The organism is Nocardia sp. NPDC057353 (assembly GCF_042667085.1).
GTDB lineage: Bacteria > Actinomycetota > Actinomycetes > Mycobacteriales > Mycobacteriaceae > Nocardia.
On the sequence record NZ_JBHVAK010000014.1, the window covers coordinates 25,613 to 40,845 of the forward strand.

Below are 15,233 nucleotides of genomic sequence, written 5' to 3' on the forward strand. Positions count from 1 at the left end.
CCCGGCGCCGGGAGCGGTGCCGGGCATTTCGCGCTCCAGCGCTGCCCGAGTGGCCCGGTGCCGGCGCGTCACCGCCCGGCCGGCCGCGATCCGATGATCCGGCCGTGCACCCAATCGGCGACGTAGACGGTGTCGGCGGCATCGACGGCCACGCCTTTGGCGAAGTCCAGGTGGTCCAGGGCCCGCGGGCTGCCCGCTCCGGCGTCGAGCGCGACCACCCCGTTCAGGTCGCCGACATACACGGTCCCCGCCGAGTCGACGGCGATGCCTTCCGGCAGGTCGAGGCCGGTGAACCCGATGACCTCTCGGCTGCCGGACCGAACCTCGACCTTCAGCACCCGATTTCCGGTGGTGTCGGTGACGTACACGTCGCCCACCGCGTCGACCGCAACGGCCGTGACGTTCTCGACCCCCTCGAATGCCAGGACCCGCTGCCCGTCCCAGCGCCGCCCCTCGGTTCCGACCGGCAGTACCACCACCTGTGGCCCGTCCGGCACGTAGACGCTCCCCGCTGAATCGACGGCAGGCTGCCCGCCGCAGGCCCGCCGCCGCAGCGGCAGCAATTCCTGCACACCGGACGCGATATTCAGTGCCTGCACCCCCGGCCCGCTGTCGGTGACGTAGACAGTGCCTGCCGCGTCGACCGCAACGCCCTCCGGCTCGTCGAGGCCGACGAACGGCAGCACGGTCCGCTGCCCGGACGCGGTGGCGACCATCACGATCCGGCCTTCGCCCCGGTCGGCCACGTACACGTGGGACGCATCGACCGCAACGCCGCACGGCTCGTCGAACCCGTCGAACGACGGCGGTGCCGGATCGTCGATATCGCGCGGCGGCTCCGGTATCTCCGCGTCCAGCCCCAGCCGCCGCAGCTCGGTGTCGACGCCGTACCCCAGCGTCCTGGCCCGATCGAACCACCGCCGAGCCGCGACCGGGTCGACCGGCAGCCCGCCGTCGCCGAGCAAGCACATCACCCCGGCGGTGTAGGCGGCCTTCGCATGGCCTGCCGCGGCAGCCCGCGCGTACCAGTCCAGCGCGGCCCGCGGATCCGCGGCGACGCCGCGGCCGACGGCGAACATGCCGCCCAGGTTCGACATCGCCCGAGCACTGCCCAGCTCGGCGGCCCGCCACGTCCACCGGTCCGACGCGGCCTGGTCCGCGGGCACGCCCCAGCCCCTGGTGTAATGCACCGTCAGTTCGAAAGCGGCGTCGGCATCTCCGCGCTCGGCCGCTGCCAGGAAATGCCGCGCGGCCAGATCCGGATCGGCCGGGCAGCCGTAGCCCTGTTGCGCGAAGTATCCGGCCAGCAGCAGCACCTTCGGATCGTCTGGCCTGCTTCGGTGCAGCAGGCGCAGCCGCTCTCCGGCCTGCGGCGCATGATCGAGGCTGCGGGCGTGGTAGGCCGCCGCGATCCAGCCGATCGCGCCGTCCGGCGATCCCGCCCGATCGGCGAGCCGAAAGGCCTCGATCGAGGCGGCGTGCCCGGCATGGCGGGCCAGCACCCGCGCGAGCAGCAGCCAGGCGTCAGCGCTGCCTGCCGTTCCGGCGCGGGTCAGCCCGTCGTAGACCAGCTGCGCCGCATCGTCCGGCAGTGCGACCCGGTCGAACTCGTCGGCGACCGCGGCCGCCGTGCGGTACAGCGCGGCGGCATCCGCGCCCGCATCGGCCAGCAGCCGGGTGAGTTCGACGTAATTCGAGGTGATCACGGGTTCATCGTCGCATGGGCGATCCACCGCGAGTCGCGCCGAATTCGCCGCAGCGCCGGGTGTCTGCTGCGGGACCCGCCTACCGCCCCGGCCCCTCGAGGATCGTGACCGCGGATACCGCGGTGGGCCCACCGAGGTTGTGCGCCAACCCGATCCGCGCACCGTCGACCTGGTTCACGGCGGTTCCGCGCAGCTGCTCGAACAGCTCGACGCACTGCGCGACGCCGGTGGCGCCCGGCGGGTGGCCCTTGCACTTCAGACCACCGCTGGGATTCACCGGAAGCGCGCCGCCGATCGCGGTCACCCCGGCCTCGACCAGCTTGTGCGCCTCGAAGCGCCCGGCGAAGCCGAGGTCCTCGTAGCTCATGAGCTCGATGCCGGTGAAGTAGTCGTGCACCTCGGCGACGTCGATGTCGGACGGGGTGAGCCCGGCCATGCCGAAGGCGCGGCGGGCGGCGCGGACCGTGGCCTGGAAGGTGGTGAGGTCGGCGCGGTGCTGGTGCATGACGGTGTCCAGCCCGAGCCCGACCCCGCGCACCCAGACGGGGGCGTCGGTGTAGCGGTCCACCACGTCCTCGGCGGCGAGGACGAGAGCGGCGGCGCCGTCGCTCTGCGGCACGCAGTCGTAGACGCCGAACGGCTCGGCGACGATCGGCGCCGCCAGCGCCTGCTCCACGCTGATCTCGAAGCGCAGCCGCGCCCTGGGGTTCGTGGCACCGTGCCGGTGGTTCTTCACCGCGACCATGGCCAGGTGCTCGCGGGTGGCGGGCGACTCGTACAGGTACCGGTTGACGTGCAGCGCGAACCCGGCGGGGGCGAAGAGCCCGAGCTGGTAGTCCCAGGAGCGGTTCCGCGACATGGACTCCCACTCGCGCAGCATGTCCTTCTCGGCGGTCTCGCGCAGCTTGTCCGCGCCGATCACCAGCGCCACGTCGACGGCGCCGGAGGCGATGGCGTAGAGCGCGTTGCGCACCGCGTCGTTGCCGGTGGCACAGGAGTTCTCGATGTGCGTGACCGGCAGGTCGGGGGCGCCGAGCGCGTCGGCGAGCAGCCCGGCGGGGAAGCCGTCGGTGGTGCGCAGCGCACCGAACCAGGCGGCCTCGATATCGGCGAGCCGGAGCCCCTTGTCCACCGAGGCCGCGCACTCGGCGAAGGCCATCGGCAGCAGGTCCTGGATGCCGAGCGCGAAATGTTCGGCGAACGGCGTCATTCCGGCGCCGACGACCGCGACCCTTCTCATGAGTTCTCCGTTTCGGGTTCGAAGGCGTACCCGTAGTCCGGCACCCCGGAGCGCTCGGCGACCCGGCGCAGCACCATCCGCCCGCGCACCCCGATGGCGGCGGTGCCCGCGTCGGCGCCGGTGACCTTGGCGAGTGCGCGCACCCCGACGTCGTCGAGCTCGACGAGGACCAGCGAGTACGGGCTCTTCAGCCCCGGCACCGGCATGCGGACGGTGGTCTCGGCGTAGACGGTGCCGGTGCGCGGCAGCGGGACCAGGGTGTAGTCGGTGGCGAGCGCGCCGTCGGCGCCGAGCCGGTAGCGCGGCGGGAAGTCGAGCTCGTCGCTGCCCGGGTGGCGCCCGGCCTCCCAGCGCACCTTGGCCTCGAAGGCGCGGTCGTAGGCGGCGAGCGAGAGCGGCAGGTCGGCGGCGGGCTCGACGACCCCGTCGGCGGGCGGGCGGGCAGGTGGCTCCACCCGGTGCAGGGCGACCGGCCCCGGTACCACGGTCACCCCGGAGAGCACCGCCTGCTCCACCCCGACCAGCAGCCCGGCGGCATCCCACTCGACCATGGTGGCGAGCGCGAAGAGCGCGGCGGAGGCACCGGTGGTCGGCACCTGTGGGGGCGGGCTCTGGCAGAGCGCGGTGGCCTGCTTGTGGTCGAGCCCGGCCACCGCGACCGGGGTGTCCAGCCAGGCGGCGGAGAGCGAGGCGGCCCAGCCGCGCTCGCGGAGCAGCCGGGGGTCGCCGTAGTCGTGCACGCCGGTGTCGTTGCGGGTGCGCACCGGGAGGCTGCGGGAGACCCGCGCGGTGGTCCGCACCTGCGCGCCGTCCCGGTCGGAGAGCCAGGCCGCCGCCGCGCCCGCGGGTTCCAGGTCGACCCCGATCACCAGGGTGCGCGGGCGGGCCGAGCTGAGCGCGTCCAGCGTGGCCGGGGCGCCGCCGAGCCGCTCGATCACCTCGAGCTCCGGGTCCAGCCCGAGCCCGGCCAGCAGGACCGCGGCATTGCTGCTGCCGACCAGCGGGAGGTCCCGGCTGACCAGCACCACCCGCTCGACCGGCTCCCCGCCCGCGAGCGCGGCGCGCCCGGCCTCGACGGCCAGGGTCACGGCGTCCTCGTCCTCCCCCGCGACCCGGTTGTGTCGATCCCCCCAGCACGGCAGGTACGTCCCCATCGACGCGACGTGCGGCACGGTCAGCTCCTCTCCGGCGTCAGGAGACCGCGCCCGCGGTCTTCAGCGCGATGATGCGGTCCCAGTCGAAGCCGAGCTCGAGCAGGACCTCCTCGGTCTGGGCCGCGAACTCCGGGCCTGGCCGCAGCTCCGGCGCGGCCACGTCGAACTGCACCGGGCTGGAGACCAACTGCAGCTCGCCCGCGGGCAGCACGTACTCGTTGGCCCGGATCTGCCCGTCGGAGAGCAGCTGCTGCGAGTCCTGCACCGGCGCCCACGGCCCGGCGAGGGTGGCGAAGCGCTCGGTCCACTCGGCCAGCGTGCGCGCGCCGATCGCCTCGCGCAGGATGGCGACGCCGTCCGCGGTGTTCTCGGCGATCGACGCGGCGTCGGCGAAGCGCGGGTCGTCGGCGAGCTCGGGCCGGTCGATGTGCCGGACCACGTCGGCCCAGAACTTCGCGGGCTGCAACATGACGAAGGAGAGGAACCGGCCGTCCGAGGTGGCGTACAGCCCGGAGAGCGGATTCGTCGGCGCGCCGTGGGTTCCCGGCTTCGGCGCGACCATGGGCTGCTTGCCGTGCGCGGAGAGCGCGATGGTGTGCCCGAGCGCCCAGAGCCCGCTGCCGAGCAGCGAGACGTCGACCACCGAGGTCTCGCCGGTGCGCTCCCGCTTGAGCAGCGCCGCGGCGATGCCGCCCGCCAGGTTGGTGCCGGAGATGGTGTCGCCGAAGGCAGGGCCGGGCGGCTGGATCATGCCGTCGGTGTCCGGCGGGGTGATGGTGGCGGCGACGCCGCCGCGGCACCAGAAGGCGGTCATGTCGTACCCGCCGCGCACCGATTCGGTGCCGCGCGGGCCGAGCGCGCTGCCCCTGGCGTAGACGATGCTCGGGTTCACCGCGCGGATGTCGTCCACGTCGATGCCGAACTTGCTGCGCGCCGAGGGCAGGAAGCTGGTCAGGAAGACGTCGGCGCCCTTGGCCAGCTCCAGGATCACCTCGCGCCCCTCGGCCACCGACATGTCGATCCCGACGCTGCGCTTGCCCCGATTGGCGTGCTCCACATTGGGGTTCGGGTCGCCCTCGACGGTGAAGGCGCCGACGCGGCGCAGCCCGCGCTGCGGGTCGCCCGCCACCGCGTGCTCCACCTTCACCACGTCGGCTCCCCAGTCGGAGAGCACCGCCCCCGCCGAGGGAACGAAGCCGTACATGGCGACCTCGAGCACCTTGATCCCCGCCAGCGGCCCGCTCACGAGACGACCTCGGCGAGGGTCTTGCGCTCCAGGAACTCCTCCAGCCCGACCCGGCCCATCTCCCGGCCGATCCCGGACTGCTTGTACCCGCCGAACGGCGCGTCGGGGTGGAAGTAGTTGCCGCCGTTGATGCTGAAGGTGCCGGTGCGGATGCGCCGCGCGATCGCCTTCGCCCGCTCGGAGTCGGCGCTGAAGACGCCGCCGGAGAGGCCGTAGATGGAGTTGTTGGCGATCCGCACCGCGTCGTCATCGTCGTCGTACGGGATGAGCGCGAGGACCGGGCCGAACACCTCCTCCTGCGCGATCTCGCTGTCCGGGTCGACATTCGCCAGCAGCGTCGGCGCGTAGAAGAAGCCGGGGTCCAGCTTCTTGCCGCCGGTCACCAGGGTGGCGCCCGCCTCGACCGCGCGCTGCACGAGGCCGTCCACCTTGTCCCGCTGCTTCGCGCTGATCAGCGGGCCCATGTAGGTCGAGGGGTCGTTCGGGTCGCCGTGCTTGACGTGCGCGAAGTTCGCCGCCACCAGCTGGGCGACCTGGTCGTGGTCCTTGCGCGGCACCAGCAGCCTGGTGGTGAGCGCGCAGCCCTGGCCCGCGTGCGTGACGATGCTGAAGGCCGCGAACATGGCCGCCTTGGTGTAGTCGGCGTCGTCCAGCACGATCGCCGCCGACTTGCCGCCCAGCTCCAGGAAGACCTTCTTCAGCGTGCCGCTGGCGGCGGCCATGATCTGCCGCCCGACCGGGGTGGAGCCGGTGAAGGTGACCACGTCCACGTCCGGGTGCGTGGTCATCCGCTTGCCGACCTCGATGTCGGAGGAGGCGAGGACGTTCACCACGCCCGCCGGGATGTCGGTGTGGTTCGCGATGATCTCGCCGAGCGCCAGGGTGGCCAGCGGGGTGTCGGGGGCGCCCTTGAGCACCACCGTGCAGCCCGCCGCCAGCGCGGGCGCGAGCTTGGCCAGCGCCAGCTGGTGCGGGTAGTTGTAGGCGGCGATGGCGGCGACCACGCCCGCCGCCTCCTTCTCCACCCAGCGGTGGTGCTGCGCGCCGCGGATCTCGACATTGCCGAGGTCCTCGGTCCAGTCGTAGCCGCGCAGCAGCTCCGCGTAGAAGCGGACGATCTCGAAGGGCGTCTCCAGCTGGTTGCCGTGCGTGAGCGTCCTGGTGGCGCCCACCTCGGCGATGGTCAGCGCGCGCAGCTCCTCGACGTTCTCCCGCAGCGCCGCGTACAGCTGGTCCAGGCAGCGCGCCCGGAACTCCGGGTCGGTGGCCCAGTCGGTGCCGTCGAAGGCGCGCCTGGCCGCGGCGATCGCCGCGTCCGCCTCGGCCATCCCGGCCTCGGGCGCGTACCCGTAGAGCTCACCGGTGGCCGGGTCGAGCGAGGCGAGTGTCCGCCCGGTCTCGACCAGCTGCCCATCGATCAGCAGCCGGCGCGCCACCGCGACCGCCTGTTCCTGCGTTGACATCCCGTCTCCTCGCTACTGGAAATCACATTCTCTCTTCTCGAGAATGATACATTCAGCACAGCGGGCCGTGGCAACTATCGCCGATCGGAATATTCGCCGGCCTTGCGGAAACGGACACCGCGAGAGTACCGTTCTCACATTCGAAAAGGAGATTCTTGTGTCGCACACTACACCCGGGGGTCGCGCGTGAGAACCGCTGTGGTCACCGGAGGCGCGTCGGGCATCGGCCTCGGCATCGCGGAGCGGTTGCGCGCCGACGGCTACCGGGTCGCCACCCTCGATCTCGCCCCCGCCGCGGACGACAAGCTCGGCTTCCGGGCCGATGTCACGAAGCCGGACGAGGTCGCCGCGGCGCTGGCCGAGATCCGCGCCGAGCTGGGCCCGGTTACCGTGCTGGTGAACTCGGCCGGGCTGGAGGGGTTCGAGAAGTTCAAGAACCTCACCTTCGAGGCGTGGCAGCGCGTCGTGGACGTGAACCTGCACGGCGTCTTCCACTGCGTGCAGGCGGTGCTGCCGGACATGCTGGCCGAGCGCTGGGGCCGGATCGTCAATATCTCCTCCTCCAGCACGCACTCCGGCCAGCCGTTCATGACGCACTACGTGGCGGCCAAGTCGGCGGTGAACGGGCTCACCAAGGCGCTCGCACTGGAGCTGGGGCCGAACGGGATCACCGTGAACGCGGTGCCGCCCGGCTTCATCGACACCCCGATGCTGCGCAAGAACGAGGACGGCGGCCGGCTCGGCGGCACCGTCGACGACCACATCAAGCGAACCCCGGTGCGCCGCATCGGGACCCCGGCGGACATCGCCGCGGCCTGCGCCTTCCTGGTCTCCGAGGAGGCCGGCTACATCACCGGCCAGATCCTCGGGGTCAACGGCGGCCGGAACACCTGAGCAGTATCGAGCGAGAGGAATTCCGTGGGACGTGTAGAGGGCAAGGTCGCCTTCGTCACCGGTGCGGCCCGCGGCCAGGGCCGCAGCCACGCCGTCCGGCTGGCGGAGGAGGGCGCCGACATCGTCGCCGTCGACATCTGCCACGACATCGACACCATCGGCTACGCCATGGCCACGCGCGAGGATCTGGACGAGACCGCGCGGCTGGTGGAGAAGACCGGGCGCCGGATCATCGCCGAGCAAGCCGACGTGCGCGACGCGCCGCGGCTGCGCGAGGTGCTGGCCACCGGCATCGCCGAGTTCGGCAGGCTGGACATCGTGGTGGCCCAGGCGGGCATCGCCGGGATGAAGGGGCAGCCGCAGTGGCAGGCCTGGTCGGACGTGATCGACACCAACCTGGTCGGCGTCATCAACACCATCCAGGCCGCGCTGCCGCACCTGAAGGAGGGCGCCTCGATCATCGCGACCGGCTCGGTGGCGGCGCTGATGGACATCGGCAAGGTGGACCAGCCGGGCAAGGACCCCGGCGGCATCGCCTACGTGGTGGCCAAGCGCGGGCTCTCGCAGTACGTGCACCACCTGGCGACGCACATCGCGCCGCAGAAGATCCGCGCGAACGTCATCCACCCGACCAACTGCAACACCCCCATGCTGCAGAGCGAGCCCATGTACCGCTCGTTCCGCCCCGATCTGGAGCACCCGACCCGCGCCGACGCCGAGCCCGCCTTCGGCGTCCAGCAGGCCATGCCGATCCCCTACGTGGAACCGGGGGACATCAGCGACGCCGTGCTCTTCCTCGCCTCCGAGGAGGCCAGGTTCATCACCGGTACGCAGCTGCGCGTGGACGCGGGCGGCTACCTGAAGTGGTACGACTACCACATCTGAGAGGGAAAACCATGAAGGTCCAGGTCGATCAGGATCGCTGCCAGGGGCACACGCTGTGCGCCATGATCGCCCCGCAGTCGTTCGAGCTCAGTGATATCGACGGCCACTCCACCCCGGTGGCCGAGCAGGTGCCGGGGGATCAGGCGGAGCAGGTGCGCGAGGCCGTGCACTCCTGCCCCGAGCGCGCGATCTCCGTCGCGGAATAGGAGGCGGCCCATGACCACCGGCGAGAACACCAGCCACCGGACGCCCCGCTTCCACTTCGACCGGTACGCACCGGAGTACCGGGAGAAGTTCCAGGAGATCACCGAGGAGATGCAGGGCGAGTGCCCGCTCGCCTGGACCGACACCTACGACGGCCACTGGGTGGCGGCGGGCAACCGCGAGGTCTTCGAGCTCGCGCGCTGCCCACACGTGTCGAACGACCACGACCCGCACGGCGTGCGCAAGGGGTACCGCGGCATCTCCATCCCGCCCGCCCCGCGCGCCCGCGGCATCCGCGGCGGCATCCTGGAGATGGACGAGCCGGAGCACCGCGAGCTGCGCTCGGCGCTCAACCCGTACCTCTCCCCCGCCGCGGTGAAGCGCTGGATCCCGTTCGTGGACGAGGTGGTGCGCGCCGCCATCGACGAGCACATCGAGAGCGGCCGCATCGATTTCGTCGACGACCTGGCCAATGTGGTGCCCGCGGTGCTGACCCTCGGCATGCTCGGCGTCCCGCTGGCGAAGTGGACCATCTACAACGAGCCGGTGCACGCCGCCGTCTACACCCCGCCGGACTCCCCGGACTACCCGCGGATCGCGGAGATGCACCGCACCATGGGCATCGACCTGCTCACCAACCTGGCCGAGATCAGGCAGAGCCCGCGGCCCGGGCTGATCCACGCCGTCGCCGCGGCGCAGGTGAACGGCGAGCCGCTGCCGGACATGGAGATCCTCGGCATGCTCAGCCTCCTCATCGGCGGCGGCTTCGACACCACCACCGCGCTCACCGCGCACGCGCTGGAGTGGCTCTCGGAGAACCCCGAGCAGCGCGCCGAGCTGAGCCGGGAGCGCGACGTGCTGCTGGACTCCGCCACCGAGGAGTTCCTGCGCTACTACACCCCGGCCCCCGGCGACGGCCGCACCGTCGCCGCGGACTGCGAGGTGGCGGGGGCCTCCTTCAAGGAGGGCGAGCGGCTCTGGCTCTCCTGGGCCATGGCCAACCGCGACCCGGCCGTCTTCGAGGACCCGGAGAAGGTGGTGCTGGACCGGAAGGGCAACCGGCACTACAGCTTCGGGCTCGGCATCCACCGCTGCATCGGCTCCAACGTGGCGCGCACGGTCTTCAAGCGGATGCTGGTCGCTGTCCTCGATCGGATGCCGGACTACCGGGCCATCCCGGAGGAGACGGTGCACTACGACACCATCGCGGTGATCCAGGGGATGCGGCACCTGCCCGCCACCTTCACCCCGGGGAAGCGGCTCGGCCCCGGGCTGGACGAGACGCTGGCGACGTTGCAGAAGGTCGTCGACGAGCAGCGGCTGGCCGAGCCGGTGACCGTGCATCGCGACGCCGCGGAGATCTGAATTCCGAACCGATCGCGGGCCGTGCACGGATGTCGTGCGCGGCCCGCGCTTCGGCAGTTGACGAGTCGAGGAGGCGCCGTGGCGGACAGTAGCCCGGAACCCGGGCAGGAATCCGGCGCTGCCGTGCCGGCCGGTACAGCAGCCGCGGGCGCACGCGGCGCGGCTCCGCGTAGCGGCACGCCGCCGCCGGACACAGCGGCGGAGAGCGGTGCCACGGCGCCGGGCGCTGAACCCGCCGCCGCGTCCGGGCGGCCTTTGCCGCTGCTCGGGCTGGATACCGAGTTCTTCTGGAAGTCCGGCGCGGACGGCGTGCTGCGCATCCAGGAGTGCCGCTCCTGCGCCGCGCTGCTGCACCCGCCGCAGCCGATCTGCCGGTACTGCCGGGGGCACGACCTCGGGGTCCGCGAGACCTCGGGGCAGGCCGTGCTGGCGAGCTGGACGGTGAACCAGCGCTTCGCGGTGCCGGGGCTGACCCCGCCGTACGTGGTCGCGACGGTCGCGCTCGCCGACGACCCTCGGGTCCGGCTGACCACCAATATCGTCGACGCCGAGCCCGACGACCTGGTCCTCGGCATGCGGCTCGAGGTCACCTTCCAGCCGGACGCCGATGTCTGGCTCCCGCTCTTCCGTCCGGCCGCCGCGCAGGGCGAGCCCGCTGCGCTGCCGGTGGACGAGATCCCGCCGGAGCGCTTCGGCGAGCACGTGCGCCCCATGCTCGGCACCGACAAGTTCGAGGACCGGGTCGCGCTGACCGGCATCGGCATGTCCCGGATCGGCCGCAGGCTCATGGTGCCCGCGCTGGAGCTGACCGTCGAGGCGTGCGAGCGCGCGGTCGCCGACGCGGGGCTCACCCTCGACGACATCGACGGCCTCGCCACCTACCCCGGCGGCGGTAACCTCGGCGGCTTCGGCGAGGGCGGCGTCACCGCGTTGGAGGCCGCGCTCGGCATCCGCCCGACCTGGCACAACGGCGGCATCGAGACCTTCGGCCCCGGCGGCTCGGTGATCGCGGCCATGACCGCGGTGGCGACCGGCATGGCCAGGCACGTGCTCTGCTTCCGCACGGTCTGGGAGGCCACCTTCGCCGAGCTGATGAAGGCGGGCCGGATCACCCCGTCCGGCGGCCGCACCACCAGCTGGCACCTGCCCTTCGGCGCCACCTCCGCCGCGCACACCCTCGCGCAGAAGGCGCAGCGGCACTTCCACGACTACGGCACCTCGAAGGAGACGCTGGGCTGGATCGCGCTGAACCAGCGCGCCAATGCCGAGTTGAATCCGAGCGCGGTCTACCGCGAGCCGATGACCATGGACGACTACCTGAGCGCCCGCCCGGTCACCACCCCGTTCGGGCTCTACGACTGCGACGTCCCGTGCGACGGCGCGGTGGCGGTGATCGTCTCCGCGGTGGAGGCCGCCCGCGACCTGCCGGTCACCCCGGTGCTGGTCGAGGCGGTCGGCACGCAGATCGTCGAGCGCATCGAGTGGGACCAGAGCACGCTCACCCACGAACCCCAGGTGCTCGGCCCCGCCGCGCACCTGTGGACCCGCACCGACCTGCGCCCCGCCGACGTGGACGTGGCCGAGCTCTACGACGGCTTCACCTTCAACTGCCTCTCCTGGATCGAGGCGCTCGGCTTCTGCGGCATCGGCGAGGCAGGCGACTTCCTGCAGGGCGGCAAGAACATCGCCCGCGACGGCCTGCTCCCGCTGAACACGCACGGCGGGCAGCTCTCGCACGGCCGCACGCACGGCATGGGGCTGCTGCACGAGGCGGTCACCCAGCTGCGCGGCGCGGGCGGCGACCGGCAGGTGCCGGAGGCGAAGGTCGCGGTGGTCTCCAGCGGCGGGCTCACCCCCGGCGGCGCCATCCTGCTGCGGACCGCGTCGTGACCCTCGCCGATCTGCACGCGGGCCCCGAACCGGTGCTCGCCGAGGTGAACGGCATCCCGGTCTCCGGGCTGCGCGCGGTGGCCGATGCCCCGCGCGCGGTGCTGGTGGCGATGCACGGCGGCGCCACCACCGGCCGGTACTTCGACTGCCCCGGCCACCCCGAACTCTCGCTCTTCCGGATCGCGCACCGGCTCGGCTACACCGTGGTCGCGCCGGACCGCCCCGGCTACGGTGCCTCCGCTCCCTTCGCCGACGACCTGATCGAGCCGGAGCGCAGGCTCGACCTCATGTTCGGCGCGGTCGACGCCTTCCTCGGCGACCGGCCGCGCGGCGCGGGCACCTTCCTGCTCGCGCACTCCGCGGGCTCCGAGCAGGCGGTGCGGATGGCGGTCGACCCGCGCGCGAGCGACCTGCTCGGCCTGGAGCTCTCCGGCACCGGCCACCGCCCGCACCCGGACTTCCAGCGCGCCTTCGAGGCCAGGCAGCGCGACGACCGCACGCCCGGCGTCGGCGCGCTGATCTGGACGCCCGAACGGCTCTACCCGCCGGACGTCAGGGGCGGCGCCACCATCGGCGCCGCCGGGCCGCGCATGGAGGCGACGGCGCTGAAGAGCTGGTCGAACCGGGATTTCCCCGCGCTGGCCGACCGGGTTCGGGTGCCGGTGCGGTTCACCGCCGCCGAGTACGAGCGGGTCTGGCGCGGCGACCCGGAGGCGCTGGCCGAGGTGGGCGCGCTGTTCGGCGCGGCCCCGCGCGTGGTACTCAACCGGCAGCCCAACAGCGGGCACAACATCAGCGTGGGCCACACGGCCGCCGCCTACCACCTCGGGGTGCTCGCCTTCCTGGAGGAGTGCGTGGTGGCGGCCGTGACCGGTGAATTCACCGGCCCCACCCCGCAATTCGACGGCACCGCGCCGTCGGGAAGGTGAAGGCAATGGTCGAGACCGATATCGCGCTGCTGCTGCTGCGCGTGGTCGTTGGCGGCACCATGATCGCGCACGGCGTGAACCACTGGATCGGCGGCGGGAAGATCGCCGGGACCGGGCGCTGGTTCGAGAGCCTGGGGCTGCGCAACGGGGTGCTGCAGGCGTGGTTCAGCGTGATCACCGAGATCGGGGCGGGGGTACTGCTGATCCTCGGGTTGCTGACCCCGTTCGCCGCGGCCGCGATCGTCGGCGTGACGCTGGTGGCCGGGCTGCTCGCGCACCGGCCGAACGGGTTCTTCGTCTTCAAGGAGGGGTACGAGTACGTGCTCGTGCTCGCCGTCACCGTGGTCGCGCTCGGGCTGCTCGGGCCGGGGCGGATCTCGCTCGATCACGCGCTGGATATCGAGATCACCGGGTGGGCCGGGGGCGGGATCGCGCTCGGGCTCGGGGTCGTCGCCACGCTCGGGCTGCTCGCGGTGTTCTACCGTCCCACCACGTCGCCGGAGGAGGCGCACTGATGCGCGTCGGATTCATCGGACTGGGCAGCCAGGGCGGGCCGATGGCCCGCCGGATCGTCGAGGGCGGCTTCCCGACCACCCTGTGGGCCAGGCGCGCCGCGTCCCTGGAGCCGTACGCGGACACCGCCGCCCGCACCGCCGGGTCCCCCGCCGCCCTGGCCGAGGCCAGCGACCTGGTCTGCCTCTGCGTCGTCGGCGATGCCGACGTGCGCGAGGTGGCCGCCGGACAGCACGGGGTACTGGCCGGGATGGCCCCCGGCTCGATCCTCGCCATCCACGCCACCGTGCACCCCGACACCTGCCGGGAACTCGCCGAACTGGCCGCGCCGAAGGACATCACGGTCATCGACGCCCCGGTCTCCGGCGGCGCGCCCGCGGTGCAGGCGGGCAGGCTGCTGGTCATGGTCGGCGGGCCGGAGGAGGCGGTGCAGCGGGCGCGGCCGGTCTTCGAGACCTACGCGAACCCCATCGTGCACCTGGGCGACCTCGGGTCGGGGCAGTCCGCCAAGCTGCTCAACAACCTGCTCTTCACCGCCAACCTCGCCACCGCACACGGCGCGCTGCGGCTCGGCGCCGAGCTGGGCATCGACCCCGCTCGGCTCGGTGAGGTGATCACGCACGGGACCGCGAACAGCTTCGCCCTCGGGCGGGTCGTCGCCGCGGGCGGTTCGCTGGACCAATTGGCCGCGCACGCGGGTGACCTGCTGCGCAAGGATGTCGGGTTGGTCGCCGACCTGGCCGCGAAGGCGGGGGTCACCGCCGGGATCGAACTCGGGGCCGCCGACGCGACCCTGGGGCTCATGGATCGGCGGCGCTGAGTTCCGCCCTCGGGCATTCACGCACGCCGCGAGCCGACGGCGCCGCAGAGCAAGGAGGACACCGTGCGGGTGGGATTCATCGGGGCCGGGCGGATGGGCGCGCCCATGGTCGCCCGGCTCGTCGGTGCGGGGCACGACGTACGCGCCCTCGGCCGCAGTGCCGAAGCCCGCGCCGCGGTGGCGGAGACCGGCGCGGCGCCGGTCGCCACCGCCGCGGAGGCGATCGGCGGTGCCGACGCCGTCGTGCTCTGCGTCTTCACCGACGATCAGGTGCGCGAGATCTGTTCCACCGAAACCTTCGGCGACGCAACGGTGATCGTGCACACCACCGGCAGCCCGGAGACCGTCGGCGCCGTCGCCGACCGCGGCATCCGGGTGGTGGACGCGCCCGTGAGCGGCGGACCGCACGATATCGCCCGCGGCACCCTGACGGTCTTCCTCGGCGGCGCCGACTCCGATGTGACCGTCGCTCGAGAAGTTCTGCGGGCATATGCCGATCCGATCCTGCACGTCGGCGGGCTCGGCTCCGGCCAGCGGGTGAAGCTGGTGAACAACGCCCTGTTCGCGGCGCAGATCGGGCTCGTCGCCGACGCGGTGCGATTCGGCGCCGAACTCGGCCTGCCCGAGGACGCGCTCCTCGCCGCGCTCCCACACGCCAGCGGCAACTCCCGCGCGCTCGCAGGCATCGCCGCCAAAGGGTCGGTAGCGGAATTCCGCTCCTCGGTCGGCGAGTTTCTCCGCAAGGACGTCACCGTGGCCCGCTCCCTCGCCGATGCCCTCGGCGCCGATCTCGGAATCCTCACCGCCCCCATCGAAACCGGCGTCGCCCGCCCCTGACCGGCGCGCCCGCCGTTCGGCACCACCGCCGCGGTACCCGGTGCCACCACAATTGCGGGCAGGCGCGCTCGGGCGACACGGGTACGC

General features: G+C 72.6%; 14 protein-coding genes. 9 read left to right on the forward strand and 5 right to left on the reverse strand.

Annotated features, from left to right (window positions below):
- Positions 1-68 precede the first annotated feature (68 nt).
- From ACFUUZ_RS09755 to ACFUUZ_RS09775, 5 genes are all read right to left on the reverse strand, one after another.
- The gene (locus ACFUUZ_RS09755) at positions 69-1,706 is read right to left on the reverse strand and encodes a hypothetical protein (protein WP_378694377.1); all 1,638 of its coding nucleotides are present in this window, start codon (positions 1,704-1,706) and stop codon (positions 69-71) included.
- Positions 1,707-1,785: 79 nt separating this feature from the next.
- On the reverse strand, positions 1,786-2,946 hold the full coding sequence (locus ACFUUZ_RS09760) for a thiolase family protein (protein ID WP_378694378.1): 1,161 nt from the start codon (positions 2,944-2,946) through the stop codon (positions 1,786-1,788).
- Positions 2,943-4,118 (reverse strand): OB-fold domain-containing protein, encoded by a 1,176-nt coding sequence (locus ACFUUZ_RS09765; RefSeq protein ID WP_378694380.1) that lies wholly within the window; start codon positions 4,116-4,118, stop codon positions 2,943-2,945. Before ACFUUZ_RS09765 ends, ACFUUZ_RS09760 begins: the two co-directional genes overlap by 4 nt.
- 19 nt (positions 4,119-4,137) lie before the next feature.
- Positions 4,138-5,346 (reverse strand): CaiB/BaiF CoA transferase family protein, encoded by a 1,209-nt coding sequence (locus ACFUUZ_RS09770; protein WP_378694382.1) that lies wholly within the window; start codon positions 5,344-5,346, stop codon positions 4,138-4,140.
- Entirely contained in the window at positions 5,343-6,809 is a 1,467-nt protein-coding gene (locus ACFUUZ_RS09775; protein ID WP_378694384.1) for an aldehyde dehydrogenase family protein, read from the reverse strand. The genes ACFUUZ_RS09770 and ACFUUZ_RS09775 overlap by 4 nt, the downstream gene beginning before the upstream one ends.
- Before the next feature lie 186 nt (positions 6,810-6,995).
- Here ACFUUZ_RS09775 and ACFUUZ_RS09780 point away from each other — a divergent pair, with 186 nt between their 5' ends.
- The 9 genes from ACFUUZ_RS09780 to ACFUUZ_RS09820 all read left to right on the forward strand — a co-directional run bounded on the left by ACFUUZ_RS09780 (position 6,996) and on the right by ACFUUZ_RS09820 (position 15,146).
- Complete coding sequence (locus ACFUUZ_RS09780) at positions 6,996-7,703, forward strand: SDR family NAD(P)-dependent oxidoreductase (protein ID WP_378694386.1); 708 nt, start codon at positions 6,996-6,998, stop codon at positions 7,701-7,703.
- A gap of 24 nt (positions 7,704-7,727) precedes the next feature.
- Positions 7,728-8,588: a mycofactocin-coupled SDR family oxidoreductase gene (locus tag ACFUUZ_RS09785; protein WP_378694390.1), complete on the forward strand. Its 861-nt coding sequence runs from the start codon at positions 7,728-7,730 to the stop codon at positions 8,586-8,588.
- Between the two features lie 11 nt (positions 8,589-8,599).
- Positions 8,600-8,794, forward strand: coding sequence for a ferredoxin (locus ACFUUZ_RS09790; RefSeq protein WP_378612085.1), 195 nt, complete (start codon positions 8,600-8,602; stop codon positions 8,792-8,794).
- 10 nt (positions 8,795-8,804) lie between these two features.
- Positions 8,805-10,157, forward strand: a complete 1,353-nt coding sequence (locus tag ACFUUZ_RS09795; protein WP_378694392.1) for a cytochrome P450 — start codon at positions 8,805-8,807, stop codon at positions 10,155-10,157.
- 255 nt (positions 10,158-10,412) lie between these two features.
- Positions 10,413-12,047: an OB-fold domain-containing protein gene (locus ACFUUZ_RS09800; protein ID WP_378694394.1), complete on the forward strand. Its 1,635-nt coding sequence runs from the start codon at positions 10,413-10,415 to the stop codon at positions 12,045-12,047.
- A complete protein-coding gene (locus tag ACFUUZ_RS09805) occupies positions 12,044-12,976 on the forward strand; it encodes an alpha/beta fold hydrolase (RefSeq protein WP_378694396.1) in 933 nt (310 codons plus the stop codon). The genes ACFUUZ_RS09800 and ACFUUZ_RS09805 overlap by 4 nt, the downstream gene beginning before the upstream one ends.
- A gap of 5 nt (positions 12,977-12,981) precedes the next feature.
- Positions 12,982-13,491 (forward strand): DoxX family protein, encoded by a 510-nt coding sequence (locus tag ACFUUZ_RS09810; protein ID WP_378694398.1) that lies wholly within the window; start codon positions 12,982-12,984, stop codon positions 13,489-13,491.
- A complete protein-coding gene (locus ACFUUZ_RS09815; protein WP_378694400.1) occupies positions 13,491-14,309 on the forward strand; it encodes an NAD(P)-dependent oxidoreductase in 819 nt (272 codons plus the stop codon). Before ACFUUZ_RS09810 ends, ACFUUZ_RS09815 begins: the two co-directional genes overlap by 1 nt.
- Positions 14,310-14,372: 63 nt before the next feature.
- Entirely contained in the window at positions 14,373-15,146 is a 774-nt protein-coding gene (locus tag ACFUUZ_RS09820) for an NAD(P)-dependent oxidoreductase (RefSeq protein ID WP_378694402.1), read from the forward strand.
- Positions 15,147-15,233: the final 87 nt, after the last annotated feature.